This is a genomic window from Streptomyces glaucescens (assembly GCF_000761215.1).
In the GTDB taxonomy this organism is placed as follows: Bacteria; Actinomycetota; Actinomycetes; order Streptomycetales; family Streptomycetaceae; genus Streptomyces; species Streptomyces glaucescens_B.
Map to the genome: position 1 here is coordinate 14,490 of NZ_CP009439.1, position 26,546 is coordinate 41,035.

The following is a 26,546-nucleotide window of genomic DNA, read 5'->3' on the forward strand; positions in this document are numbered from 1 at the left end:
GGAGCGGAACATGCGCAAGATCATGAGTGTGAGGCCGTCCCGGCGCGGGACGGTGCTCAGCATCCTGGGAGTCATCACCTTGGGGGTGGCCCTCCTGTCGGTGCTTGTCAGCTACCGGGTCCTCGAACCTCGCTTCGGCGCCTGGGCGGTGCCGACTGTCGGCGCCTTGGACGCCCTGTGGTGCGTGTTCCAGGCGACGGAGATCCTGGCGGGCAACAACCGCCGCCGCGCCCGGCGCGTGCAGATCGGCGGCTTCGCTCTCACGGCCATCAACGCCGCCATCCCGACGGTGCACCTGATCATGTCCGGGCCGGGCGGCTTCGACATGGCCTACGTCCTGACCCCGGTGGCCATCGTCGCGACCAAGGGCGCCTGGTGGATGGCCATGCCGTCGCTCGGGCGCAAGACGTCGTCCGAGACCCTTCAGACGATCGCCAACAAGCGTCAGCAGGTCGCGGACCAGCTGGAGGTGATGGAGGCCGAGGCCGCCCACCGCATCGAGCTGCTGGACGTGGCCAAGGACCTCCAGATGCGCGTCGCCGAGGCCGAGACCGCCTACCGCAAGGCGGTGCTGGAGGCACAGAAGCGGATGACGGAGGAGCTGCACGAGACGGCCGAGGCCACCGCCCAGACCGTCCAGGAAAAGGCACTGCCGGCCTCCGTCGCCGCGATCGTCCTGCCGGAGCTGGGGCAGTGGACGCCGAGCGCGCCCGCCCTGCCCATCGCGCCGGACCGTGACGCCACCGGCACGCCCGCCATCGGCCATGACACCAGCGGCACGCAGGTCAGCGCGGGTGCGGACGGCGAGGCGGCACGCCCGGCCGAGCACACCGTCACGCTCGATGAGCTGGCGGCCGTCGCGGGTGTGCCGGTCCCCGAACCGGGCGTGCCGCTGAGTGACGAACAGATGGCCGTGGTGCTGCGGCACCTGCGCTACTCCGACGATCCGCCCCTGTCCTACCGCAAGGCTCGCGCCGACTACCGCGGCGCCGGGTTCGTCGGCAGTGAGGAGCGCGTGCGTCACGTGTGGGGCACCGTCCTGATGGCCGAGGGCGGCGAGGAGGCGTCCGAGGACGCCGAGGACAGCGAGGACGAGGACGCCGACGCGGACGCCTGACAGAGGGTGTCCGCCCGGTTTCGTCCGGCACCACCAGTGAGGGCCAGCCCGCCTGTGCGGGCTGGCCCTTGCTGCGACTGCCGGAAGCGAAATGCGCAGTCGACCAGTGCAGACCCGGCGAGTGACCCGGCGAGCGGATCGAGCGTTCGCAGACCCGGGGGAGCAGACCCGGCGAGCACTGCGACAAATCCTCTGAAAACAGAATGTGCGTGCGGCTAGGGTCGCCCGCCCATCCATGATCAACGAAGGAGAGGGGTGTGGGAAAGAACAAGAATGCGCAGGTCAGCGACGACATGGCAGGGCAGGCGGCAGGCGCCATCGGCGGCCTGGCAGTCGTCTTCGGCATCCTCGCCGCCATCAAGGACAAACTGGGCCTCTCGTGGCCGACCACCGTCCTGCTCACCGCCGGGACGCTGGTCGCCCTCGGCTACGGCGCCTGGCGGCTCAGAGCCGCCATCGTGCGCCTGGTCGCAGGCGAGAAACTACCCGCGGCGGCCCTGAAGCAGGAGGCGGCCGCCAGCGTGCTGGTCGATCCGCAGACGGACGCTGAGCCGGTTCCTGCGCACCCCGAGCTGACGGCGGCGCTCACCACGGCCGGCGTCATCAGCCGGGAGCAGGTCATCAGGGCCGACGAGGTCACCGTCACCGACGTGCCGACGGGCACGCTCTACGACTTCCTAGTCCCCAAGGGGCGTACGTACGAGGACGTCGAGAAGCGGCTCGGCACCGTGGCCGGCATGTTCGGCGTCACCCGCCTCCATCTGACGATGGAGCGCAGCCGGGACAATGAGCGCCGCGTGAAGCTCCTCAAGCTCCACGAGCCGCCGTTCACCCACCCGTTCCCGGCCCCGACCCGGCAGGAGATCGAGACGTTTCCGGGGGTCCCGTTCGGACACGACGTCACCGGCCGGCTCGCCGGTGTGCCCACATTCGACAAGGCGTCCCTGCTGGTCGCGGGCATGACGCAGATGGGCAAAACCACGCTGGTCAACGGGATCATCACGTGCCTGCTGATCGCGTACGGCGAGTTCGAGATGTACCTGCTGGACGGGAAATTCTGCGGACTCACCAAGTTCGAGAAGAAGGCCGTCCGCTACGAATCGTCCGACGACCCGGCCGTGTTTGAAGACATGGTCGATGAGTTGAATCGCAGGTCGGACAACCGATACGCGAAAATTAAGGAGGCCATTCAAAACAGGCAGCCCGCTCCGAAGTTCACTCCGGTCATCTTCATCGTGGACGAGGCTGCCGACTTCTTCGCTCACGACGAGTCGAAGGAAGGGAAAGAGCAGGCCCGGCGCATCGCGGAAAAGACGCGGTCGCTGGTTGCGAAATCTCTGGAATCCGGAATCTCCAGCGTGCTGATGACGCAGCGCCCGTCCACGAACGCCATTCCGGTGATGGTGAGGGATCAATTCCTCTACCGAATGTGCCTCTACGTAGCGTCCGCGGGAACCGCAAAGGTGGCTCTCGGGGACACGTACTTCGATACTGTGGCACCGATCAACCCGGCGCTCCTGGACCCCGACATCAAGGGGCAGGCCGTTCTCTTCGCCAACGGGCGATCCACGCTGATCCGAGGATTCAACTTCGAGGACCAGTTCATCTGGAGCATTGTAGACGAAGCCACCGTCAAGCAGCAGGAAGAAGCCATTTCTGCTCCGTCGAAAACTCCCATTGAGCATGCAATTGAGATCCTGCGGAACGATGGTGTCGACTTCATGCTCACCGCAGATCTGGCCCCGGCCCTCGGAATCACGGAAAGCGATCCGGCAGAGCGCGGAAAGCAACTCAGCGCCCTGCTCGGCATCAACTCAGGGCGGACGGCCCAAGGGCGTGGCTACAAGCTCGACGACCTGATCGCGGCCGCCAGGTCCTCGTCCTGACCGTCATGGCGACCGTCATGGCGACCGACATCCCACCGTCAGCGGACCGTCATGCAGGCTCAGCCCATGACGGTCCGCCCCGGTGCCATGACGGTCCCATGACGGACCGGAATGACGGCCCTGAGCTGCGAAGACACCATCTCACGCTCGGAAAGGAGGGGGAAGCCCGTGAAGGGCTCCACAGCGGCCGTCATCGGCGTAGGAGCGACCGCGGCCGTCGTCGTGGCCGCGCTCGTCCAGACGGCCGGCGACGACCCGGTGGCGGGCGCGGCGCTCAGCATGGCCGTGCCCGCCGAATACAGGACCCTGATCGAGAAGGCAGGAAACACCTGCCCCGAGGTCAGTCCCAATCTGCTCGCCGCGCTGCTCATGCAGGAATCGGGCTTCAATCCAAACGCCAAGTCCAGGGCTGGAGCGCAAGGAATCGCGCAATTCATGCCGTCCACGTGGGAGAGCCACGGAATCGACGGCAACGGCGACGGAATCCGTGACGTCTGGGATCCCGAAGACGCGATCCCGTCATCCGCCAAGTACCTCTGCACCATCGCTGACGACGTCAAAGGCGTCCCCGGCAACAAGCAGAACAACATGCTGGCCGCCTACAACGCGGGAAGCGGCGCCGTTCGCGAGTACGGTGGTGTTCCCCCATACAAGGAAACACAGAACTACGTCCGGTCCATCACTGCTCTCGCCAATCAGAATCCGGGCGGCGGCAAGGTGGCGGACACCGGGCAGGCCGCCACCGCGATCAGCGCGGCAAAGGGAATGATCGGCACCCCGTACTCATGGGGCGGCGGCAATGCGAGCGGCCCCAGTACGGGAATTTGCTGTTCCCCCGGCGGCCAGAACGGAAACACTGTCACCGGGTTCGACTGCTCCGGCCTCACGCTCTACGCCTATGCGAAAGCAGGAATCACCCTGCCTCGTACGGCAGCCGCACAGTACGCGGCATCGGAGCCCGTTCAACCCGGAAACGTGCGCCCCGGAGATCTCGTCTTCTACGGCACGAGCGCTACGAGCATTCACCACGTCGGAATTTATGTCGGCGGCGGTTGGATGATCGATGCGCCCCGCCCGGGCAAACCGGTCCGCTATTCCCCCCTGGACACGATGCGCGACCTTTTCGCCGTCGGCCGACCCGCCTCGAACACCAACAAGGAGATCTGACCCATGCGCAAGTTCATCCTCGCCAAGCCGGTCGACATGTCAGAAGGATTCAAGGACTTCTTCGACACCATCGGCCTGACCGGTGCCGGTCTGGTCACCAAGGGCATCGCCGCCGTGATCACCGTCATCGCCCTGCGGATGCTGTTCCAGCTCAACAGCGACCCCAAGGGCGCCCTGCGCAAGGGCTCGACGGCCGTCGGCACGCTTTTCGTCGCGGTCGTCCTCGCCCTTTACGGCGACACCCTGTTCTCCACCGTGACCGACGCCAAGGGCTGATCACATGCCGTTCCGAGCAGACGAAGACCCGTGCGACGCCCTCAAAGGGACGCCGGGATACGAGTACTGCGCGAGGGACAACTCCGGTGGCGGACCGCCCACCGGGGGCGGTCCGCCCGCCCCCGGCGGGGGCCAGGGCGTCACCGACGGAGCCGTCACCAGCGTTCGCGACCTCGCCGAAAGCCTCATCAAGACCCTGGAGGGGCTGCTGGCCCCGAAGGACACTTGGGCGCCGGAGAAGGCGGACAACTGGCTATACAGCCAGTTCCTCTGGTTGGGCCAGCACCTGGCCATCGTCATCTTCATCTGCGTCGTCGTCGTGTGCGCCCTGACCGCATGGCAGGGCGCACCCCGCCTCAAGCAGCTGGGCGCAAGCACCGGATGGACACTCGCCGTCGTCGCCGGCATGGCGTCGATCCCCGGCGCCGTCATGCTGCTGAACGAGGCCGTGTCTGCCGCGTTCAGCAGCATGTTCAGCAGTAGCGAATCAACCCTCTTGGGCACGATTGCCAAAGACATGGATGACGCAGCGGATGCGAGTAATCCACTGTCCGTCCTGCTCATCATCGCCGCGCTCGTGGTCGCTCTGGCTTTCGCGGCGTTGGTGTTCATGGCCCGCAACCTCGGCATTTTGATGTTCGTGTGCATGGCTCCTGTGGTGCTGGCGTCGCTGGCCCGCGGGGGTGACACGTCGGCGGTCTGGGCGTGGGCGCAGCGGTTGCTGGGGCTGATGTTCGCTCCGATGGCACTGCTGCTGCTCAGCCCGCTCGCGAAGGTGACGCAGGGGGCGCTCGTGATGGACGCCCTGGTGCTGGTCGTCGCGGATGCCTTGATGCTGCGGATGATCTTCCACGGTGTGCCGTACTTCGGTCCGAGGATGGCCCGTGGCGCCCGGGCGCTCGTGGAGCGTAGGACCGACAACCGCCTCGCGCGGGCAGTCGTGCGGGCCGGTGCACCGGACGTCTACGAGCAGGAGACGACACCGCGTGGGCCGCGCACGGTGGACACCCCGCGCCGGGCCATGTCGCAGGACAAGGGCGTGCTGTTCGCCGCCTACGGCATCACGCACCAGGAGCGGCCGGGACGGCTGACGACCGCGTCGGCCTCGCAGAAAGCCGCGCGGGATGCGGACCGTACCGCGCAGATCCGGCAGGCACGCCAGCAGGCACGCGCAGCTGCTCAGCCCACGGCGGGCGGGCCTGCGGCGCCGCAGCCGCGGACGCCTGCCACCGCCCCGCAGCCGGCGCCCGGTCAGCCGAGCAATCCGTAAGTCCCACCTGGCCCCGGCGCTCACCTGCTCCGCCCCATTGCGGCGGCGGGGTGAGCGCCGGGGCCGGTCCCATCCTTGAGGAGGAAATGCCGTGTACTCCCTGACGCCGGGTTTCCGCGTGCCCGCCCTGCAGCGCGGTCTGAGCCCTGTTGAAACACTGATGACGAAGGCGAATGCCGGGGTCGGGGGCGCCGTCCTGATGTCGGCGATGCTCACCCCGCCTCCCATCTGGACGTTCGGCGCGGTCGGTGCCACCGCCGCGCTGCTCAACGTTGCGCCGGGACCGCGCTCCGTGGCCCGGTGGGCGGTCGTCGGCTACCGGCGACTGCGGGAGCGCACCGCCCCGGCCGCCATGACAGCCAGCCCGGGAGCGACCACCACGTGGACGCTGTACCCCGAGCACGGCACCATGCAGGACCCGCGCCTGCGTGCCGCCTGGCACGAGGCGTTCAGCCGCGCCCTCGCGTTCGCCGGCGACCAGGCCCGCACCGCAGGCATCCAAGTTCACGTGGCGCACCACGCGTGCGTCGGCGAGTACACCGAGCACACACAGACCCTCTCCGTCCACGTGCCGAAGGGACTGGTGGGCCAGCCCGCTCGTGTCGTGGAGACCCTGGCGCACGAGTTCGCCGGACTCGGTGTCCTCACCTCTGTGGAGCCCGAGCCTGCCCCGGCCGTGGTCGAGCGCGGTCCGGGATGGGTCGGCCTGAACGACGACCGCTACGCGACGACCGCGCGGATCACCGCCTGGCCCGACGAGACCGACGGCGACCTCATGCCGACGCTCCTGCTGGGACAGGGCGCCGACGAGCGGTCGCTGTCCGTTCTGTACCGGCCGCTGCCGATGGGGCAGTCCCGCCGGTCCGCGAAGTGGCAGCGCGCTGCCAGCGAGGCCTTCGTCACCGACAAGATCAAGGCCGACGCACACGACCTCGCCAGCAGCGTGACGCACGGCGCGCTCGTCCAGGGCGCCACGCTCGTGGACATCGACGCCTACCTGACGGTGTGGGGGGACAGCCCGGAGGCCGTCACTGACGCCCGCTGGCAGGCGTCCCTCATGGCCGACCGGCACCGTATCCGTCTCGACTGGCTCCCCGGCCAGCAGCACCGCGCGTACGTGATGACCACCCCGCACGGAGCCTCCACCCGGAAAGGGGCGATCGTCTGATGATTCGCCTGCCCTCCAGTCACGCCGCGATCACTGCGCCGCTCGTCGCCTCCAGCACCCGCTTCCCCGGCATTCCGGTCGGCCGGTCGCTGCTGGACGGGCGGCCGTTCCACCTCTCCCCCGCCATGACCGATCACGCCATCTTGCCGTCCACGAACAGCCTCGCCCTGGGCGGTCTCGGCTCTGGCAAGTCAACGACGGCGAAGGTGCGGGCGCGCCGAGAGATCCTTGAGCACGGTCACCAGTACGTCGTTATCGACTCCTACGGGGAGGAGAACGTCGGCGAGTGGGTCTCCCTGACCCTCGCCCTCAACGGCACGGTCATCGAGGCCGGAGAGTTCACCCTGAACCCGGTCAGCGAGCTGTTCCCGCGCGAGGTCCGCGAGCAGCTCGTCCGCTCGCTCATCGCTGCCGTCGAGCCCGGCGCCCTCACCCACCAGGCCACCCACGCCCTCCAGCACGCCCTGAATCACCCCAAGGCCACCTCGCTCAACGGCTTGGTGGAAGCTCTGGTGGAGCCCGAGGACGGCAGGTGGCAGGCCGCCAAGCTCGTCGAGTGGGGTGAGGGCGCCGCCATCGCCCTGTCCCGCTACACCGACGGATCGCTGCGCGGTCTGTTCGACGGGGACACCGCCAGCCTCCCCGAGACCGACCGGCCCATCGTCTGCTTCGACTTCTCCCGCCTGGACCGCAACAGCCCGGCGATCCCGTCGCTGATGGCTGCGGTGGCGTGCTGGGTAGAGCACGTCTGGCTGCCCCAGTCGACCGCCACCCACCGCCACCTGGTCCTAGAGGAGGCGTGGCAGATCCTGCTGTCACCGGCCACCAGCGAGCTGATCCAGCGACTGCTGAAGTTCAGCCGCAAGATGGGGCTGTCGCTGGACGTGGTGATGCACACGCTGTCCGACCTCGGCAACGGACCCGCCCAGGACCTGGCGCGGCTGTGCGAGATCGCCCACGTCGGACGCCTCGGGCCCGAGGAGGCCGCCATCGTCGGCGCCCTGCTAGCCCTCCCTGACTGGGCCATCGCCAAGATCCCCACCCTGGCCCCGGGACAGGCTGTATGGAAGGTCGGCCCCGACTACGTCGACATCATCCAGACGGTCATCAATGAGGAGGAAGCCAAGCTGACGGACACCTCGTCCCGGCGCCGCATGGCACAGCAGGCACTGGCCGTCGAACAGGACACCGCAGCTCCCGCCGTCGACAGCGACGACGACCAGGGGGACGACCTGTTCGCCAAGACCGATCCTGCCGGTGACGATGACGGTGAGTGGGACTGGGAAATGCCGCCCAACGTCATAGACTCCCGCCACCTCGCCGCCATCGAGGCCGCACGGGAAGGACGGTGCGGCGAGGCCGCAGACCTGGCGGCCCTTGGTGAGCGCGAGGACATCACCGCCCACGGCATCAACTCCATTGAGGCCATCTCCTGGCTCTCGACCCGCGCCAAGGTGGCTGAGCTGTGCGGGAACCTGGACCAGGCGGTCCAACTGCGCGCTACCGTCGCCCACATGGGGAAGGACGCTGAATGGTTCGAGGACACCGCGGGCAACAGCACGTCGCAGGAGTGGTACCGCGGCCCTCAGCCGGCCGCGCCTGCACCGCCCACGGGTGACACATTGGCAGCGAAGCCGCGCCGCCGCACCTGGCCCTACGTCGCTGCGATCGCCGCCCTGGCGCTCGCCGCCGGCGGCGTGTGGCAGAACGCCGAAGACGACAAGCAGGCCCAGGAGCTCCAGGAGCAAGCCGCCGCCTACAAGGGAGTATCGGCGACGGAGTTGAACATTGATGGAGTTGAAACTGAAGCCAGGGCAAAGTGGAGCAGAGACGGCCAATCGGTTGTCCTGTCAGTCTGGGTCGACTCAGAGGAGGACCTGAAGTTCGTTCGGATCGACGCCGGTGATCAGACGGCCCAGGAGAAGACAGTTCCCCTGGAGGCGGGACAGATCCCCATGCCGATCCGTCTGGAGGTGACGGTGCCGGTCCAGGACCGCTACCAAGCCGTCCAGATGACTGTCGCGGTGGGCGGTCCCAAGTGGAAAGAGCATTCCCGGGCCCCGCGCCGCACGATCGAGTTCCGTCCGGACCGGACAGCCATCGATACCGATACCGGCAAACAACTCAAGCAGCGCCAGGCGCGGCTGCTGTGATCAATCCTGGCGCGCGTAGCTGATGCCCCGCACCTGATGGTGCGGGGCATCAGCGTCTCACCACGTCATCCTCCGGACGCTCCGCCTGGTCCTCGCCCACCCGCCCCGGCGCGGTGCGCGAGGACCGGTCAGGCCGTCCGGCCTCACGCACTACCATCCCCCTTCCCCCAGCGATTGGAGAACACGTGGCCGTCATAGGCGTGCTGCGGGAGCCGAGCCCGCCCACCTGGTGGCAGGCGAACCGGCACAAGGTCTACGGCACTGCCGGACTGCTGATCGGCTACATGATCGGCAGCCACTTCCCCGGCGCCACCGACCAGTAGCCACAGCACCCTCGCCCGGGCCACAGCACTCCCGCGCCGTCCACGCTCGGCCAGCACCCCACCGAAACGGCCCTCGCGGCACTCGGCTGACCATCTGATCGCACCCGGACAGCACCGCGCCCCGCCGACACCAGCACGACGTCGGCGGGGCGCCGTGCTGTCCACCGACACCTGGAGGTATCGCCCGTGCTCATCCACCGCCCGCGCCGTCGGATCGGCCGGCCTCGCCCGCAGCGCCCAGGCACCCGCTACCCGCACCGCCCCGTCCGGCTTCCCAGCCCCTGGAATCCACGATGAGCACCCCGGCCGACGAGACGGAGGACCTGGTCGACGTCGACCCGTACGACGACGGCCGTTTCCCCCAGTTCCGGTTCAGGCAGGCGCCCAAAGGGCTCGCGACCCGCCGCCAGTTACGTGCGATGGAACTCAGCCCCGGATGTCAGGAACCCGTCGCGCAACTGGTCTGGCGGCGCGGAGCGCGCATGGCCTTGCTGTACCGGGTCGACCTCGCGAAGCCGAAGCGGATCCCGACCCTCGCGCAGGAGAGGGCGCTGGACCGGGCTATGGCCGCGAGGCAGACCTGCCCGGCCTGCCGCCACCGCTACCAGCACGTCCTGCCATTGCGCACGCTCGGCTCCTGCCTTGAGTGCTACGACGGCACGGTCGACGTCGCCGTGTCCATCGGCGCGGCCACACCGGACATCGTCGGCACCACCGACCTGTACAGCCTCCAGCGGACCGCAGAAGCCGCGATGTACGCGGGCAAGCACACCGGCCGTCCCGTCCTCGCAGACCGCGCCCACACCGCCATGCCGTCCATCAACGGCCGGCGAGCCGGGCGGCCGGGCACGAGCCTTGGAGTAGCCCAGTGACACCGACGCTCTACGCCCCGGATGCCATCCGGGGCATCACCATCAAGCAGCCCTGGGCGGCCTGCATCCTCCACGGCGGCAAGCGCGTGGAGAACCGGCCCCGGGTTTGGGCGCCGGGCTGGCGCCTGCTGCACGCCGCAGCCGAGATCGACCGGCCCGCGCTGGGTGACCCGCTCGTGGCCCGCACGATCCGCGGCCTCGAGCTGCCCACGCGTGCGGTCCTCGGCATCGTCCGTATCACCGGCTCCCACACCGACCCCGGCCAGGCGTGCAGCCCCTGGGCGCAGCCCGACCGCGTCCACGTCAACCTGGACGACGTCCACCCTCTGGCGCTGCCGGTCCCGTGCGACGGCCAGCTCGGCCCCTGGCGCGTCCCGCTCGCCGTGTACGAGCACGTCCTTCTCCAGCTCCCCGCGCACCTGCACGCACTGCTCCCGGAGGCCATCTCATGACCTACACCGGTGTCACCAGGCCGACCGGCCACACACAGCCCGTTATCGGGGCCATCCCCGCGGGCGCGCGGGGTGCAATCGAGCCCGATGAACAGCAGTCGGCGGAACGGGGGACCATCCCCGCGGGCGCGGGGAGCAGGGCTCCTCGAACGTGTCCGGCGAGACGATCCAGGGACCATCCCCGCGGGCGCGGGGAGCAGTCCATCTGCTCGGCCAGTGCGCGGAGCGGGCTGGGACCATCCCCGCGGGCGCGGGGAGCAGCAGCGGTCGCCGCGGCGCCACCCGCGGGTCGCGGGACCATCCCCGCGGGCGCGGGGAGCAGAGGCCGCTGACGTTGATCAGGTTCGATGCGCCGGGACCATCCCCGCGGGCGCGGGGAGCAGACGCGGATCTGGCACCTGACCTGCGGCCTTCGAGGACCATCCCCGCGGGCGCGGGGAGCAGTGGTCCAGCAGCACCGTCACGGGCTCGGCCATGGGACCATCCCCGCGGGCGCGGGGAGCAGCCCCGAGGTGCGGAGCGGCCTTGATGAGACGAGGGACCATCCCCGCGGGCGCGGGGAGCAGACCGTGGCCGAGTCGTTCACGGACCCGGGCAGGGGACCATCCCCGCGGGCGCGGGGAGCAGCCCCCTCAGACTCCCCCGATCCCTCCCGCCGCGGGACCATCCCCGCGGGCGCGGGGAGCAGTCGGACTGGCAGATGGTGCCGGGCATCACCGAGGGACCATCCCCGCGGGCGCGGGGAGCAGGAGGCAATGGAGATCGGCCGGGAGATTGAGGAGGGACTCCCCGCGGGCGCGGGGAGCAGGAGGCAATGGAGATCGGCCGGGAGATTGAGGAGGGACCATCCCCGCGGGCGCGGGGAGCAGTGGACGAGCTGCCCGGGCCGCTGGTCCTGCCGGGGACCATCCCCGCGGGCGCGGGGAGCAGACGAGTCCGCAACGGCAGTCGCGGACGCGAAAGGGATCATCCCCGCGGGCGCGGGGAGCAGCGGGAGAGCTCGTGCTCGTCGGCGGGCGGCAGGGGACCATCCCCGCGGGCGCGGGGAGCAGTTCATCCACTTGGGACGGGCCTCCCACACCTCGGGACCATCCCCGCGGGCGCGGGGAGCAGACCCGGGAGCAGATCGTGCACGCGCTGCGCGCGGGACCATCCCCGCGGGCGCGGGGAGCAGGGCGAGGAGCTCGCGCCACTCTTCCGGCGTCGGGGACCATCCCCGCGGGCGCGGGGAGCAGACCAGCGACGGCGCCACGTCCCTCGTGTGGGAGGGACCATCCCCGCGGGCGAGGGGAGCAGGGTCGGCTCCGGATCTTCGGGCAGGTGCCCGTGGGACCATCCCCGCGGGCGCGGGGAGCAGACGAGGCGGCGGTAGGGGCGCCCGTTGCGGGGGGGGGACCATCCCCGCGGGCGCGGGGAGCAGCTGCCCTTGCGCCCGACGAACAGCAGGATCTGAGGACCATCCCCGCGGGCGCGGGGAGCAGTTCTGCGCGGTCTCCTCGAAGCCGCGCCGGTCGGGACCATCCCCGCGGGCGCGGGGAGCAGGGCTTCGGCACGTCGACCTTGCACCCGCGGTCGGGACCATCCCCGCGGGCGCGGGGAGCAGGTCATAGCCGGATCTCCCAACCGCTACTCGGTGGGACCATCCCCGCGGGCGCGGGGAGCAGGACATCCAGCTCGACGAGGACGCCAACGGCCAGGGACCATCCCCGCGGGCGCGGGGAGCAGCTGGCAGCACCGCGCGCGGACAGCGGTCACCCCGGACCATCCCCGCGGGCGCGGGGAGCAGTGGCTGAGACGTGTTCCTGGCAGTTCCTGGCGGGGACCATCCCCGCGGGCGCGGGGAGCAGGAGTGGACGGGGATGCGTCCTGCCGCGACCCAGGGACCATCCCCGCGGGCGCGGGGAGCCCGACAAGACCTATGTGGGCTCGTCGTTCTGGGGACCATCCCCGCGGGCGCGGGGAGCAGTACTTGGTGAACTTCGGTCCGGCCTGGTACCCGGGACCATCCCCGCGGGCGCGGGGAGCAGTCGTTCGGTGGCTTCTGGTATCGCTGAGTGCCGGGACCATCCCCGCGGGCGCGGGGAGCAGGTGGTGCGCAGGCTGTCGCCGGCGTCGAGCCAGGGACCATCCCCGCGGGCGCGGGGAGCAGCCGGGGCATCCCGCTGCTGTACAGAGCGATGCGGGACCATCCCCGCGGGCGCGGGGAGCAGAGCCGGTCACGGGAGGTGCGGCCGGCTGTGTCGGGACCATCCCCGCGGGCGCGGGGAGCAGTTGCCCGCGCCCTGGCCGACAAGCCGGATCTCGGGACCATCCCCGCGGGCGCGGGGAGCAAACAGCCGGCCCGCCGCCCGACTTCAGATCCAAAAAACCACCCCCGCGGGTGCGGGGAGCAGGCCACCAGGTCCAGGGTCTGCGGCTCGTCGAAGGGACCATTCCCGCGGGCGCGGGGAGCAGTAGGGATCAGGATACGGGCGTGTTGGTTCCCCGGGCCGTTGGCTGGCTGAGTTGGGGGCCGGGCAGCTCCCAGGGTGGTTGCCCGACTCAACCCGGGCCCCTATGCCCGGTGCATACCTCTATGGGGTAGCTACCGGCGTGTAGTTAAGTCCAACTTCTGCGGCAAGGGCCCTAGTTGCCCCGCCCATCGCCCTAGAGTGGTTGTCGCGGTGCTGCGGATCTCACCCGCCCTTCGGACCTAGGGCGGAGGGAGGCTTCCGACCCCCTTCGAAAGCCATCGGAGGGACCTTCGAGAAGACGGGTTACGCAGTGTTCGGAAACGATGGGCCGTCAGACGTTGAGGTTCTGATCCTCGTAGTCGCGCTGATCCAGTTGCAGCTGGATCTGACGCAGTGGATCAGTTCGCTCCTTGTCTGACGGCCACCGCCACCCCGGCGGTCGGCCATCCAGGTCGGCCGCCGGTCTCGTTGTCGGCCCATCTGCGTGGATGGGCCGCACGCCCACTGTAGGCAAGGTTGGCCGTACGGCGCTGCACTTTCATCGCAGCGAAACGCTTTGGCGGGATGTGAAATCCACATCGCTGTGCCATTTTCCGCGACCAAAGTTACGCGCCTTCATGTTTGCTGAACTGCGCATCACCCCTGGTGAGGTGTGTCGTTGCTGTTCGTGTTCCGGCTCCTGTTCCGGCTGGGACCATCCCCGCGTGTGCGGGGAGCAGGCGCCCGCGCCCGGCGTCCGGTGGTGGCAGACGGGACCATCCCCGCAGGTGCGGGGAGCAGGTCGGCCTCTGGGACAAGCCGGTCGCCGCAGCGGGACCATCCCCGCGGGTGCGAGAAGCAGGCCCACTTCGTGATCACCGTGGTGCCGATCGAGGGACCATCCCCCATCCCCGCGGGTGCGGGGAGCAGGTCGGCCTCTGGGACAAGCCGGTCGCCGCAGCGGGACCATCCCCGCGGGTGCGAGAAGCAGGCCCACTTCGTGATCACCGTGGTGCCGATCGAGGGACCATCCCCCATCCCCGCGGGTGCGGGGAGCAGGTCGGCCTCTGGGACAAGCCGGTCGCCGCAGCGGGACCATCCCCGCGGGTGCGAGAAGCAGGCCCACTTCGTGATCACCGTGGTGCCGATCGAGGGACCATCCCCCATCCCCGCGGGTGCGGGGAGTAGACCCCCAGCTCCCAGGCTCGGCCGGTCTTCGTGGGGCCATTCCCGCGGGTGCGGGGAGCAGGACCCGGGGTCCCAGTGGTCGTTGCCGGGCACGGGACCATCCCCGCGGGCGCGGGGAGCAGCCTTCCGTGACGCCGCCCTGGACGGCCTGGTTGGGACCATCCCCGCGGGCGCGGGGAGCAGTGGGGGCCGAAGCGTGGCTACATGGTCACCGCGGGACCATCCCCGCGGGCGCGGGGAGCAGAAGGAAATCGCGCTTCTCATGCGTGATTACCCGGGACCATCCCCGCGGGCGCGGGGAGCAGCGGACCTGGAGACGGTAGGTGTCGGCCGGGGCGGGACCATCCCCGCGGGCGCGGGGAGCAGCCGCCCGGTCAGGTCCGGTCCAGTCTGGGCCGGGGACCATCCCCGCGGGCGCGGGGAGCAGCCGTGACCCGAAGGAAGAGCGTCCGGTACGAGAGGACCATCCCCGCGGGCGCGGGGAGCAGGGCATGGGGTTCGTGGCCGCCCTGGTGCCGCCGGGACCATCCCCGCGGGCGCGGGGAGCAGGCCTGCGAAGCGATCGACGCCACACCGTCCCGGGGACCATCCCCGCGGGCGCGGGAGCAGTCATCGAGCGTCACCTCCGTCGCGTGCCCGGGGGGACCATCCCCGCGGGCGCGGGGAGCATGCGTGCCGTCCGCGGCGCCGCTGGTCGACCATGGGACCATCCCAGCGGGCGCGGGAAGCAGGATGGAACCTACACGGCCCCAGGGCGGTTCGTGGCGTGGTGCCTGCGGGACTGACGTGGTGTTGCGGGCCGTTGTCGCGGGGGAGCAGGCTGGTAGGAGAGCACAACGCGTCGCGCGGAAACCGGAAATCGAGCGGTGGAAGGCGATCTCTGATGGAAAACCCCAGCGAGGAACAGGTTCTCGAGCTCAGCAGCGGCTTCGACGAAGCCGACACGTACTGGGCCATCTGGTGCCGGCAGGAACAGTGCTTCGTGCTGGACACCAGGGGCTCGGACGGGACGATGATCTTCTTCAGTGAGAGCGCCGCGGTCACCGGCGCGGGGCGTCACAACAGCGAGAACCCGGGCCACACGGCCCGCGCTTACCACGTCACGCACGCACACGCCTGAGCGCCTGGTTGGACTGTCAGTCCAGACACTGGACTGACAGTCCAAGGAGGGCTCATGGTCGGGCGGGACCTGGACGCCGAGCCAGACGCGATCATCGGTGCGCTCGTTCCCGTCGTCGACGGACTGTGGCCACCTTCGGCCCGCTGTGCGAAGTCGTGCTGCACGACTACCGGCAGCCGACCATGCCCGCGGGCGCGGGGAGCAGCCGAGGACGACGCGCTGCGGGAACGCGGCGTTGGGACATCCCCGCGGGCGCGGGGAGCAGTTCGGCCACAACAACCGCGTCGTCGGCTGCCTGGGGCCATCCCCCCGGCCGCGGGGAGCAGCGTCGGCTGAACGCGGCTAGGTGCTGGCGGCGGGGACCATCCCCGCGGGCGCGGGGAGCAGGTGGATCGACTCGCCGCAGGCCGAGCACTTTGGGGACCATCCCCGCGGGCGCGGGGAGCAGTTGGCGACGGCCACGCACGGCTGGAGCTGCCCGGGACCATCCCCGCGGGCGCGGGGAGCAGTGCGGCGACGGCGGCCGCGGTCGTGCCGGCTGGGGACCATCCCCGCGGGCGCGGGGAGCAGGGCCGAGGATCTTCATTGCTTCTCTGCTTCCTGGGACCATCCCCGCGGGCGCGGGGAGCAGTCCATCTGCTCGGCCAGTGCGCGGAGCGGGCTGGGACCATCCCCGCGGGCGCGGGGAGCAGCGGCCCGGAAACGCAAGACGGCCCGGCAGGGAGGGACCATCCCCGCGGGCGCGGGGAGCAGTGCACCTCTCCGCTCTCGCAGTCCGTGACGCCGGGACCATCCCCGCGGGCGCGGGGAGCAGACGCGGATCTGGCACCTGACCTGCGGCCTTCGAGGACCATCCCCGCGGGCGCGGGGAGCAGGACGACCAGGAGGCGGCCTCGAGGCTGTAGTCGGGACCATCCCCGCGGGCGCGGGGAGCAGCTGATGATGTCGCCCGTGGTGTTGTTCGCCTTGGGACCATCCCCGCGGGCGCGGGGAGCAGGTGGGTGGATCGGAGGCTGTCCCCGGGCTGGCGGGACCATCCCCGCGGGCGCGGGGAGCAGACCTCTCCCGGCTCGGTCGGTCCCGCCCGTGGGGGACCATCCCCGCGGGCGCGGGGAGCAGCCGAGTTCGAGTGCCTTGTTGTGGGGCTGCGGGGGACCATCCCCGCGGGCGCGGGGAGCAGACGTGGCCGAGCAGTAGCGGGGCGGGCGCCCCGGGACCATCCCCGCGGGCGCGGGGAGCAGACGTTCAATGCATTCCTCAGCCTGCGTTCTGCGGGACCATCCCCGCGGGCGCGGGGAGCAGTTGCGACGCGAAGCGGAGCTGTCGCAGGAGGAGGGACCATCCCCGCGGGCGCGGGGAGCAGCGGTCACGCATGTCCCACAGCACCGCGTGCCGGGGACCATCCCCGCGGGCGCGGGGGGCAGGCTGCGGGGCAGCCCGAGCAGATGAGCGACGCGGGACCATCCCCGCGGGCGCGGGGAGCAGGCTGCGGGGCAGCCCGAGCAGATGAGCGACGCGGGACCATCCCCGCGGGCGCGGGGAGCAGGTCCGCGCCCGCAGCGTCCCGCCACGACCAACCCCTTCCAGGGACCATCCCCGCGGGCGCGGGGAGCAGTTCGCGGACGCGCTGCTCTTCGGCGGCCCGCTGGGACCATCCCCGCGGGCGCGGGGAGCAGTCGTCAACCTGCAACCGCGCAGGTCAGCGCGCGGGACCATCCCCGCGGGCGCGGGGAGCAGGATCGCTCCGGGTTCGGGCAGGGCTTCGGGGTGGGACCATCCCCGCGGGCGCGGGGAGCAGCTGACGATGAGGCCGAGCACCGCGGACAGGGTGGGGACCATCCCCGCGGGCGCGGGGAGCAGTGGCGGCCGTCGTCGCCGTCGCCGGTCGGGGGGGGACCATCCCCGCGGGCGCGGGGAGCAGAGCCGGTCACGGGAGGTGCGGCCGGCTGTGTCGGGACCATCCCCGCGGGCGCGGGGAGCAGGTCAGCGCGTCCGGGGTGTTCCACACCCGCTCGGGACCATCCCCGCGGGCGCGGGGAGCAGAAGGTCTTGAGCCGGGGCTCGTCGCTGAGGATGGGACCATCCCCGCGGGCGCGAGGAGTAGCGGCTGTCGGCAATCTCCTTGATCCTCTCCTTTGGGCCAACCCCGCAGGCGCGGGGAGCAGCCGCAACCCGCAGGTGAACTGCGGGTTTTAGGGGGACCATCCCCGCAGGCGCGGAGAGCGGGCGTGCGCGCGCACGTTGGCGTCAATGACCCCGGGGCCATCCCCGCTGGCGCGGGGAACAGCGCATTAACTTCGGCACTGATGGAGAGCCTACCGGGACCATCGCCGCGGGAGCAGGCAGCGGTCGCGTACCTCGCGGCGGGTTTCGAGGGACCATTCCCGCGTGTGCGAGGAGCAGCCAGCCAGCCAGTTGGGGGCTCACGTTCACGCGGACCCCCGGGTGCGGGGAGCAGATCAAGGCAGGCACCGTACGCCGGGCCCATCCCCGCGGATGCCGGGGGCACGTGTTCCGGCCCGTTCGGGTGCGGGCGGGTTGGGATTATCCCTGCGTGCGCTGGCCGCAGATGACGCTGAGTGGGCGGCGCTTATGAACCGGAAGCCGAGCCCGGCAAACGCGGGGAGCGGAACGGCCTGAAGTCTATGGGCCGTGCTCGCTGTGTGGGGAGGACGGTTACATGCGCTCCAAACCGGTGGTTTGGTCGTAGCGGAGTCTGCCGACGGGGCCGCTGAGGCAGGTGCCCTCCGGGGTGATGAGGATGACGTGCTTGTTCCTCAAGGCAGGCTGGGGGTGTGTGGGCCAGTCAGTGGTCGGGGGAAGGCTGCGTCGGCCGTTCCACCAGCGTGCGGGGATGGCGATGGTGTTGGCGAGGAGGTCTTTTTGCTGGCGTCGGTACGCGGTCAGGTTTCGGTTGGGGGAGCGTTGGCCGAGGTCGGCTTTCAGCAGGCCTTGGTGGTCGTAGGTGATCGTGCGGTCCGGCTGCTGGTAGAGGATCAGGCAGTCGACTGATTCTTCTCCGAGGCGGGACACGGCTGCGATTCCTGCTATGCCTCCGTTGTCGCCGTCGCCCTGGTTGGTTCCGGACGCGAGGTCGTAGGTGTCGACCGGCGTTCGCCGTCGACGCGTGTAGGGGAGGAACAGGCGTTCCTCTGCTTGACGTGCCTCGTCTGCGAGCGCCTCCAGGTAGGAGGCGTGTGTGCGGTCGAGAAGGGTCTGCGCCGCTCCTGCGTCCTGGCTGGGTTCTCCGTAGACGCTTTCCAGGGCCCATTCGGAGTCGCGCGGGGTCTGTAGCCGCGTTATCCCGTTGACGTCACGGCGCTGGGTGAGGATGTGCCAGGTGGCCGCCAGGACGTAGGGAGCGTAGACCAGGCCGTCGTAGGTGCCTATGGGGCGCCCGGTTTTGAAGTCCGGGGGTTCTACAACCGGCAGGCCGTGCGGGCCGGGTTGCCACAGCATCGTCAGACGTGCTGTCCGGCACCAGGGGGGCCGGTGCGGATTGTTGGCGGTGTGCCTGTGGATGCGGCCGCGGAACTGTACGGCCACGTCAATAGGGCACAGGTCGGTGACACCGTGATCGAAGTCCAGGTCGAGGGACTGCTCGATCACCCCGGTCGCGAAGACCAGCAGTCGGTTGGGGCGGTCGGGGTTGCGCTGCCCTTGAGGGCCGGGCCCGAGCATGCTGGCGAGCCGGGCTTCCAGCGACAGCCGGTGCCGGGGGAGGAGCATTCCGTGGAGGATGAGTATCTCGTCTGGTCGCCAGCCCTTGTCGTGGGCAAGTTCGACCGCGTGGCGGTAGCGGGAGCGGCAAGGGTCGACCCGTGTGCTGCGGACCACGACGCATCCGCCGTTGCCGGCCTGGTCCAGTAGCGCGGCGACAAGGGTTTCGTCGTCTATGTCCTGCTTCAGTTGGATGTCCGTGAGTAGCTTGGGGGTCGCGGGATGCTGTGGGAGGGGTCCGCCGCGTCGGAGCCGGCCGTTTTTGTCGATCACGGTGATCGGTCCTTGGCTTGCGTCATCGTCGCCGGTGACTCGGAGGCCTCGTCGCCAGGCGGCCGTCAGTTCGTCCCGGATGGTGCGGGGGAGGGTCGCCGACAGGATGACCAGTGATGCGCCGCCTTCTGCCAGCCACTCCACCGCGGCGCTCAACAGATTCTGCTGGAACAGTTCGTAGGCGTGGGCTTCGTCGATGATGACGACCTTGCACATCAGGGCTCCCAGCCGCAGTGCCCAGTGTCGTGATCCCTGCGGGGCGAGAGCGATCTGGTCGACTGTGCCGACTCCGAATCCGGCTACCAGGGCGAGGCAGCGTCGTAGGTACCAGGGGTCCAGTACTGCCAGGCCGCTGGCGTCGGTGCAGGTGGCTGTCTCCACCGCGCTGGACAGGTCGGTCAGTGCATCGCCGTGGGTCTGGTGTGCGTCGACCAGCTCGTGGACGAGGTCTGTGGCTTGTGCGGTGCCGTGTACGAGCGCCATGTCCCGTACTTCGCCCGGTGCGAGCACGGTGTGCAGGAACTTCCGCAGTTCTTGCCCGACTTGGTTGCCGGCTGCTCTTGTGGGCAGGGCCATGTAGAGGCCGCTGTATCCGCAGGTGCGTGCCAGGTGGTGGGCCATCCACAGTGCCAGTCTCGTCTTGCCGGAGCCGGTGTCGGACTCGACGATGATCATGGCCTGTCCTTCGGCCGGTGCGAGCCGCATGCCGTCGGCCTGGAATGTGCGTGGCTCTGGGGTGTCGGGCCACATTTCGTGCCAGGTCATGGGCCGGGCCTGCCAGCGGGTCAGCCGCCGGGCCTGCACCGCCTGGTCGGCTTCTTGGTTGGCTGCTTGCCACCAGTCTTTGACCGGGGTGGTGGGGAGACGGAAGTGGAAGAACTCTGTGTCGGAGGCGACCCAGTCCGCCAGGTAGACCAGGTACAGGAACGCGACCCGCGCGGACGGCCGTACCGGCTCGACCACTTGCGCAACGGTGCCGAGTTCGATTTCGATGGCGTCGGCGACGGTCTGGACGATCGCTGCGTGCAGATCTCCCCATTGTGCGACCGGCGCGGCTCCCCGTGCTCGCTCGACAGTCTCCGGGTTCGGGATGTGTCCGTGATGGGCGCCGAGGAGCACTGCGGCGTCGTGCAGCCCTGCGTGCCGCTCGCCGGTGCCGCCGCACTCGGGGCATGTGCAGCCCAGCAGCCGGGGCAGCGCTACGGCGGTGATGTGTTCGTGCCGGGCGTAGAAGGCGTGGGCCAGGTCCTCGCCGAGAGGCAGTCCTGCGGTGCGGGCCTGTTCCTCCCACGCCTTCGCCAGCTGTTTCGACTGGAGGCTCGTCCGGCCGTGCTGCCACTGGCCGAGGAAGCAGTCGGATGCCTTCCCGAGATCGTGGAGGGCTGCCAGCAGCATCACCACCTGGCGGGCGGTCGTCTCGTTGCCGGCGCCGAACGCTTGGGCGAGTCGCTGGCGGATGTGCGGGGGCAGGTGCCGGTCCCACAGGACGCCCGCGGTCGCGGCGACGTCCAGGAGGTGCGCGAGCAGCGGTGTCCACGCCGGCCCGCCGCGGCGGGCGCTGTCGCCGTTCAGGTCGGTCTTGCCCCATGCGAATACCACGGCCCGGAGTAACTGTTCAAAACGTCCCACCCTCAACTCCCCGCGCTGCTACGGTCGTTGCCCGTCCTGCCACGCCAGTCAACGATGCTCATGAAGACATACACCTGAAGGAGGTGACGTGGTTCCGTACTTCAACCCCCGCGCCCAAGCTTGCCTGCCGGCACTGACAACGGCCGGAACGTCCGCCCGCCTCGGCCTCATCGAGGCGTTCGAGAAGGCCGACGATCTCCAGGGCGTGGCCGGACGCCACCCCGGCGAAACCCTCGCCGTGCTGGAGCTGCTCAAAGGCGTCGCGTACGCGGCCGACGTCTATCCGGAGACCAGCAGCGAGTGGCGGACCTGGGTCACCAGCCGCAGGCCGTTCACCGACGTCGCCGACTGGCTCAGGCAGCAGCCCGACGACGCATGGAATTTCTTCCACCCGGAGCGGCCGCTGTTCCAGAACGGATTGCTGGCCCCGTTCATGAGCGAGCACGGCGTCGGAACGTCGCAAATCGTCATGCACCACGTCGGCGACTACGTGCAGCTCTTCGACCGGCACCACCTCCACCACGGTGAGCCCCTGACCCCTGCCGACGCGTTCATGGCTGTCATCACCCAGCACGTCTGCGGCAACGGCGGCCGGGGCATGATCCCAGGAAGCCTCCTCGGCGCCGCCCTCAACAACCAGGCCATGTGCCGGGCCGGGCAGCGAGTCCACGTCACCGCGCTGGGCCGGACCCTTGGCGACACCCTCCGGCTAAACCTGCACCCCCACGACGGGGATCCCGGCAGCTTCAACTACACCTGGACCGACAGGCCGCGCCGCTCCTTCACCGCCAAGCCCACCGCCCGCACCCCCGACGGCCCCGCCGACCTGCACAGCATTCTGGGCCGGTCCATCCTCACCCGCCCCGTCCGGCTGCCCGACGGCACCTGGGGAGTCGACCGTGTCCTCATGGGTGCCGGCGACATCGTGGACCTCACCCACGCCAGCGCCCTCCAGGACGCCGTGATGGAGAAGGGCACCCCCCTCAAGGCCTCCGGCGCGCGGGCCCTGTGGCGCGAAGCCCACTCCCTGTACGCGGCCACCGCACGCCGGGAAAAAGGCATGGACCTCTACGGGCGCCTTGCCACGCTGCCCGAAGGACACCGCGTCACCCTGTGGACCGTAGGCCTCCTCGCCAGGCCCGGCAAGCTCATCGCCTGGGTCAACGACGCATTCCCCTACATCCCCGGCCGCGAGGCCGCTCTGCGCCAGGCGTCCGAAGAAGGCTGCGCCATCGCCGAGTACGTCGCCGCCGCTCTGGACGATGCCGCCTACGCGGCCTGGCGGGTCGCCTATCCAAACCCCAAGCCCGCCGACAAGCAGGGCCAGCTGGCCCGCTTCAAAGCCGCCGGCGAACACTTCGCCGCGACCGAGCCCCTTTTCCACGAGCTCCTGGACGAGGCCGCCGAAGGAACCCCTGTCCCCGAGGCCCTCACGACCTACGCCACGGAGGTCCGCTCGAACGCGGAACATTTTCTCGCCGAGCGGCTCCGCTCCCTGCCCCCGAGCAGCCAGGGCCACAGGGCATCCACCGAAGCCCGCGAGAAGCTCGCAGACCGGCTCGACAACCCCCGTACAGCTCCCACGTACCTGCGAAAGGAGCAGCCCGCATGACCCTGCCTCTGTTCGAACTGCCCGACCCCGGCGCCCCACCCGACGCTGAACAGACACCCCCAGCCGACATCGACCCTGCCACCGCGCCGCTGCGATACGTGGCCTGGCTGGGCAGCCTTGTCCACACCCACCAGTACGGCAAGCTGGCCGACCTGCGCCGCCCAGCGACCGCCGACAGCCCCACGCACTTCGAAGCCCGCGCCTTCGCCCCCACCGAAGAACACCGGGCGCTGTACCGCCAAGTCGGATTCCTCTTCGCCCGCTACCACGCAGGCAGAACGAGGCCCCACTACGGTCGCGGCAGCCTGGGCTCCGCGATCCGCTCCATCGGCTACGACGGTGCCCGAGGCCCCGCCAACCCCAGCGCTGAGCGCCTCATGATGCGCATCCTCCCGTCACGCCCAATCCCCTGGCGCCATCTCCAGCACGCCATCGAACGCATCCGCGCCGGCGAGACCACACCCCCCGCCTGGTCCGAACTCATCACCGACCTCACCCAGTGGACCGAACGCGGACGCCCCACCTCGCAGAAGTGGGGTGACGACTTCTACACCCGCCGCCGCACCACCCCCCGCCCGAACGGAGCCGCCAAGTGACCACCAGCAGCAAGCCGCAATACCTGTCCCTGCACGTCCTGGAGACCTTCGCCGCAGCCCTTCCCGTGCGCGACGAGAACGGCCAGCCCAAAGCGTTCGTCTACGGCAGCGCCGAACGCACCGCCATCTCCGCCCAGGCCCGCCGCCGCGCCGAACGCACCCACTCACGCAGCCGCGCCAACCAAGGCGACGGCCCCCTCGCCTCCTACAGCAGCGGCAGGCGCACCCGCGAATGGGCCCTGTTCACCCGAGACGCCCTGGTGAAGAACCACGACTGGGATGTTGACCAGGCCCTCTACGCGGCCAAGGCCGCACTCGAAGGACTCGGCCTGAAGTTCGGCGAGAAGGAGTCGACCGCCCACCTCACCAAGGTGCTCATCTACGCGCCCGAGGACTCCGGGGAGCGCATCGCCGAACATCTCAACACCCACGCCGACGCTTTCAAGACGTGGCTGACCGAATACACGGCAGCCAAGGAAGAAGCCTCCGCCAGGGAAGAAGCGAAGAAGAACGCGAAGAAGAACGCCCGGAAGAAGGCCGCCACCCCCGAGGACGACGCGCCGACCGAGCCTGCCGCCAAGGACAGCAAGGAAGAGGAAGTCAAGGTTCCGCCGCTGCCCAAGGAGCTGCGGGCCGGCATTCTCACCGCCTTCGCCCCCCGCGACGCCATCGACATCAGCATCTTCGGCAGGTTCCTCGCCGAGGTCGCCGAACTGCGCACCGTGGACGGCGCCGCCCAGCACTCCTGGGCGTTCACCATCGCCCCCGCCGAACACATCGACGACTTCTACGCCGCCGCCGACGACGCCAAGCTTGAACGCCGGGACAATGCACTGGACTTCCTGGACGCGGCCGACAACGCCGGCGCCGGCATGACCGGCTATCAGTCACTCATCTCCGGCACTTTCTACCGCCACGCCGCCCTCGACCGGCACAAGCTCCGCGTCAACCTGCGAGCCTCCGGCATGAGCGAGGACGAAGCCGAGACGGCAGCCCAGGCCGCCGAAGCCGAATTCATCCAGGCATTCGTGGATGCCGTCCCCCGCGCCAAAACCAACTCCACCGCATCCACCGGTACCTTGCCCAATCTTGTCCTGGCCCATGAAGGCGCTCGGCCCTACTTCTATGCCGCCGCCTTCCAGCGCCACATCGATGAAACCTCCGATGGGCCCGCCGCCCTCGCCGGAGCCAGGAGGCTCCTCGACCACCATCGCCTCATCACCACCAAGCGCACCGACGCAACCCCCGGCCGTCTCCTCACCTACGACCTCGACATCCAGGAACTCATCGGCCAGCTCGCTACCGACGGCGCTCTCCCCGCCACCGAAGTCGCGACCCTGGAGCAACTGTCCGCATGAACACCACCCCTCCCCGCGCCAGCAGGGAAGCGGCCACGCTTCTCATCCGCCTCGCCGCCCCCCTCCAAGCCTGGGGTACCTCCGGTGCCTACGAGCGCCGTGCCACGCACATGCGGCCCACCAAATCAGCAGTCATCGGCCTCATCGCCGCCGCCCTCGGTCACGACCGCGAAGACCCCCTCGGCCCACTCACCGATCTTCGCTTCGGCGTCCGCGCCGACCGCCCGGGAACCCCCTATCGCGACTTCCACGTAGCAGGCGGAGGCCCCTACCCGCTGCGCCCGCGCGACCTCATCACCGACCACCGCCGCGCCGCCAAAGCCACCTCACTGGAAGATGCCACCGGCCCTCACTTCGGCCACCATCACATCGACGGCTGGTACGGAGCCCCCAAGTACATCGAACCCGACCCCGACACCGGCCACCTCCTCACCGCCACAAAAGCCGTCCTGCGCAACCCTGCCGTCAGCGAACGCTGGTACCTCGCCGACGCGGCGTTCGTCGCCGCCGTCGAACACCACGACACCACCCTCCTGACCACCATCTCCCACCACCTCGAACACCCCCGCCGGCTCCTCTGGCTCGGCCGCAAGTCCTGCCCACCCACCGGTGACATCTCCGGCGGTGTCCACCCCGGCACCCTCGAGCATGTCCTCACCAACGCCCCCCTCCTCGCCGAAGCCAGCACCCAACGCCCCTGGGCCTGGATCGACGCAGTTCCCGGCACTCCCCGCGCCGTCCCCGCAGACGACCAGCCCGTCACGTTTCACCCCGACCACCGCACCCACGCCAGCCGCTGGGAAGTCCGCACCCGCATCACCCCGACCGGAAGCATCGAATGGACACCCACCCCGTGAGCACAACCACGCGCTTCGTCGCCACCCAAAGTGTCCTCACCCTCGACGCCCGCCACCCCGACGTCATCCGCGCCATGAACGACGTGCACGACATGCACCGCCTCGTGATGAGTGGACACCGCGGCTGGGTACCCGAAGGTGAAGACGCCGCGCGCTCACAGATGGGCCTACTGTCAGCCTGGACAGTGAACCTGCGCACACAGATCCTCACCCTCATCACCCAGGCTCGAGTCACCCCTGACTGGAGCCCCATCCCACGCGCCGCGCTTGTGGACGCCCCTCACCTGATCAAGGTCGACCAGGCCATCAGAGCCGGCGACACGTACACCTTCCGCGCCTTCATCAACCCCGTCCGGGCCGTCATGCCCACCACCGGACCAAAGAAGGGCCAGCGCGGGCGACGTATGGCCAGCATGTCTCCGCACCACGCGGCCGAGTGGTTCACGCAGCGACTCCAACCTGCAGGCGAGTCCGCCATCGGGCCGTCCGGCATCAAGCGGATCGGTGCCAACGCCGATCCCGCCCGCATCACCACCACGATGCTGCCGCCACTCGTCTCCACAGAAAAGCAGGGACTGAAGGTCGTCCGTGCCGAAGTCCGCGGACAGCTCACCGTCACCGACCCGGCCACCTTCGTCCACATTCTCACCGAAGGGATGGGGAAAGCCCGCTCCTACGGAGTTGGCCTCGTCCTCGTACGCAAGTAACATCCTCACCGGCCGGATTCCCTGATTCCGGCCGGACAACTCTCCGCACCAGCGGAGATCGGCCAGATGCACACGAAGACATCGACCGATTCCTTGCGCAGGCAGGGACCACCACAAACCCACCTTCCTACCGCGTGAGCAAGTGTCCCGGTCGCCATGCCGCTCCGCCGGGGGCTCTCCCTGCGCCCGTGGGGATAGTCCCCCGCTCGCCATCTGCTACGGCTCCTGGAACTGCGCGTCCCGCGCCCACGGGGATGGTCCCGTGATCGCGTAGGGACTAAGGCGAAGACGAATTGCCTGTTGCACCCGCGGGGATGGTCCCACGTGCAGGTACGCCTGGAGACGGAACGCCGTCTGCTCCCCGTACCCG

At 69.8% G+C, this 26,546-nt stretch carries 17 protein-coding genes and 3 CRISPR repeat arrays (1 of these 20 only partly in view); of the genes, 16 read left to right on the forward strand and 1 reads right to left on the reverse strand.

Going from position 1 to position 26,546, the window contains the following annotated elements; translation table 11 throughout:
* Positions 1–10: 10 nt before the first annotated feature.
* The 11 genes from SGLAU_RS32100 to SGLAU_RS32155 all read left to right on the forward strand — a co-directional run bounded on the left by SGLAU_RS32100 (position 11) and on the right by SGLAU_RS32155 (position 15,424).
* Positions 11–1,117, forward strand: a complete 1,107-nt coding sequence (locus SGLAU_RS32100; RefSeq protein WP_159072838.1) for a hypothetical protein — start codon at positions 11–13, stop codon at positions 1,115–1,117.
* Positions 1,118–1,374: 257 nt separating this feature from the next.
* A complete protein-coding gene (locus SGLAU_RS32105) occupies positions 1,375–3,003 on the forward strand; it encodes an FtsK/SpoIIIE domain-containing protein (protein WP_043507459.1) in 1,629 nt (542 codons plus the stop codon).
* Positions 3,004–3,171: 168 nt separating this feature from the next.
* Positions 3,172–4,170, forward strand: a complete 999-nt coding sequence (locus SGLAU_RS32110; protein ID WP_043507589.1) for a bifunctional lytic transglycosylase/C40 family peptidase — start codon at positions 3,172–3,174, stop codon at positions 4,168–4,170.
* A 3-nt stretch (positions 4,171–4,173) separates the two neighbouring features.
* Entirely contained in the window at positions 4,174–4,446 is a 273-nt protein-coding gene (locus SGLAU_RS32115; RefSeq protein WP_043507460.1) for a hypothetical protein, read from the forward strand.
* A 4-nt stretch (positions 4,447–4,450) separates the two neighbouring features.
* Positions 4,451–5,716 (forward strand): hypothetical protein, encoded by a 1,266-nt coding sequence (locus SGLAU_RS33095; protein WP_052414182.1) that lies wholly within the window; start codon positions 4,451–4,453, stop codon positions 5,714–5,716.
* A gap of 91 nt (positions 5,717–5,807) precedes the next feature.
* Positions 5,808–6,884, forward strand: a complete 1,077-nt coding sequence (locus tag SGLAU_RS32130) for a hypothetical protein (protein ID WP_159072839.1) — start codon at positions 5,808–5,810, stop codon at positions 6,882–6,884.
* The gene (locus tag SGLAU_RS32140; protein WP_052414183.1) at positions 6,884–9,037 is read left to right on the forward strand and encodes a hypothetical protein; all 2,154 of its coding nucleotides are present in this window, start codon (positions 6,884–6,886) and stop codon (positions 9,035–9,037) included. Before SGLAU_RS32130 ends, SGLAU_RS32140 begins: the two co-directional genes overlap by 1 nt.
* Positions 9,038–9,222: 185 nt before the next feature.
* The gene (locus tag SGLAU_RS35435) at positions 9,223–9,360 is read left to right on the forward strand and encodes a hypothetical protein (RefSeq protein ID WP_159072840.1); all 138 of its coding nucleotides are present in this window, start codon (positions 9,223–9,225) and stop codon (positions 9,358–9,360) included.
* Between the two features lie 293 nt (positions 9,361–9,653).
* Complete coding sequence (locus SGLAU_RS36595; RefSeq protein WP_063838948.1) at positions 9,654–10,232, forward strand: RRQRL motif-containing zinc-binding protein; 579 nt, start codon at positions 9,654–9,656, stop codon at positions 10,230–10,232.
* The gene (locus SGLAU_RS32150; protein WP_043507468.1) at positions 10,229–10,684 is read left to right on the forward strand and encodes a hypothetical protein; all 456 of its coding nucleotides are present in this window, start codon (positions 10,229–10,231) and stop codon (positions 10,682–10,684) included. Before SGLAU_RS36595 ends, SGLAU_RS32150 begins: the two co-directional genes overlap by 4 nt.
* 110 nt (positions 10,685–10,794) lie before the next feature.
* Positions 10,795–13,139: a CRISPR direct-repeat array (repeat unit 29 nt; unit sequence GGGACCATCCCCGCGGGCGCGGGGAGCAG).
* 1,197 nt (positions 13,140–14,336) lie between these two features.
* Positions 14,337–14,854: a CRISPR direct-repeat array (repeat unit 29 nt; unit sequence GGGACCATCCCCGCGGGCGCGGGGAGCAG).
* A 333-nt stretch (positions 14,855–15,187) separates the two neighbouring features.
* Positions 15,188–15,424, forward strand: a complete 237-nt coding sequence (locus SGLAU_RS32155; protein WP_043507470.1) for a hypothetical protein — start codon at positions 15,188–15,190, stop codon at positions 15,422–15,424.
* Between the two features lie 2,676 nt (positions 15,425–18,100).
* On the opposite strand, the gene SGLAU_RS32160 is transcribed toward SGLAU_RS32155, so the two are convergent.
* Positions 18,101–21,046 carry a CRISPR-associated helicase/endonuclease Cas3 gene (locus SGLAU_RS32160; protein ID WP_043507471.1) on the reverse strand — a complete coding sequence of 982 codons (2,946 nt, stop codon included), beginning with the start codon at positions 21,044–21,046 and terminating at the stop codon, positions 18,101–18,103.
* Between the two features lie 88 nt (positions 21,047–21,134).
* On the opposite strand from SGLAU_RS32160, the gene SGLAU_RS32165 reads away from it, so the two are divergent.
* From SGLAU_RS32165 to SGLAU_RS32185, 5 genes are read left to right on the forward strand one after another with little or no spacing between them, the layout of a single operon-like run.
* The gene (locus tag SGLAU_RS32165) at positions 21,135–22,658 is read left to right on the forward strand and encodes a type I-E CRISPR-associated protein Cse1/CasA (RefSeq protein ID WP_052414184.1); all 1,524 of its coding nucleotides are present in this window, start codon (positions 21,135–21,137) and stop codon (positions 22,656–22,658) included.
* Entirely contained in the window at positions 22,655–23,254 is a 600-nt protein-coding gene (casB, locus tag SGLAU_RS32170; protein WP_078958105.1) for a type I-E CRISPR-associated protein Cse2/CasB, read from the forward strand. The genes SGLAU_RS32165 and casB overlap by 4 nt, the downstream gene beginning before the upstream one ends.
* On the forward strand, positions 23,251–24,612 hold the full coding sequence (locus tag SGLAU_RS32175) for a type I-E CRISPR-associated protein Cas7/Cse4/CasC (protein ID WP_043507473.1): 1,362 nt from the start codon (positions 23,251–23,253) through the stop codon (positions 24,610–24,612). The genes casB and SGLAU_RS32175 overlap by 4 nt, the downstream gene beginning before the upstream one ends.
* On the forward strand, positions 24,609–25,469 hold the full coding sequence (gene cas5e, locus SGLAU_RS32180; RefSeq protein WP_052414185.1) for a type I-E CRISPR-associated protein Cas5/CasD: 861 nt from the start codon (positions 24,609–24,611) through the stop codon (positions 25,467–25,469). The genes SGLAU_RS32175 and cas5e overlap by 4 nt, the downstream gene beginning before the upstream one ends.
* Complete coding sequence (locus SGLAU_RS32185) at positions 25,466–26,176, forward strand: type I-E CRISPR-associated protein Cas6/Cse3/CasE (RefSeq protein ID WP_244315378.1); 711 nt, start codon at positions 25,466–25,468, stop codon at positions 26,174–26,176. Before cas5e ends, SGLAU_RS32185 begins: the two co-directional genes overlap by 4 nt.
* 354 nt (positions 26,177–26,530) lie before the next feature.
* A CRISPR array of direct repeats spans positions 26,531–26,546; the repeat unit is 29 nt (it continues 1,829 nt past the right edge of the window).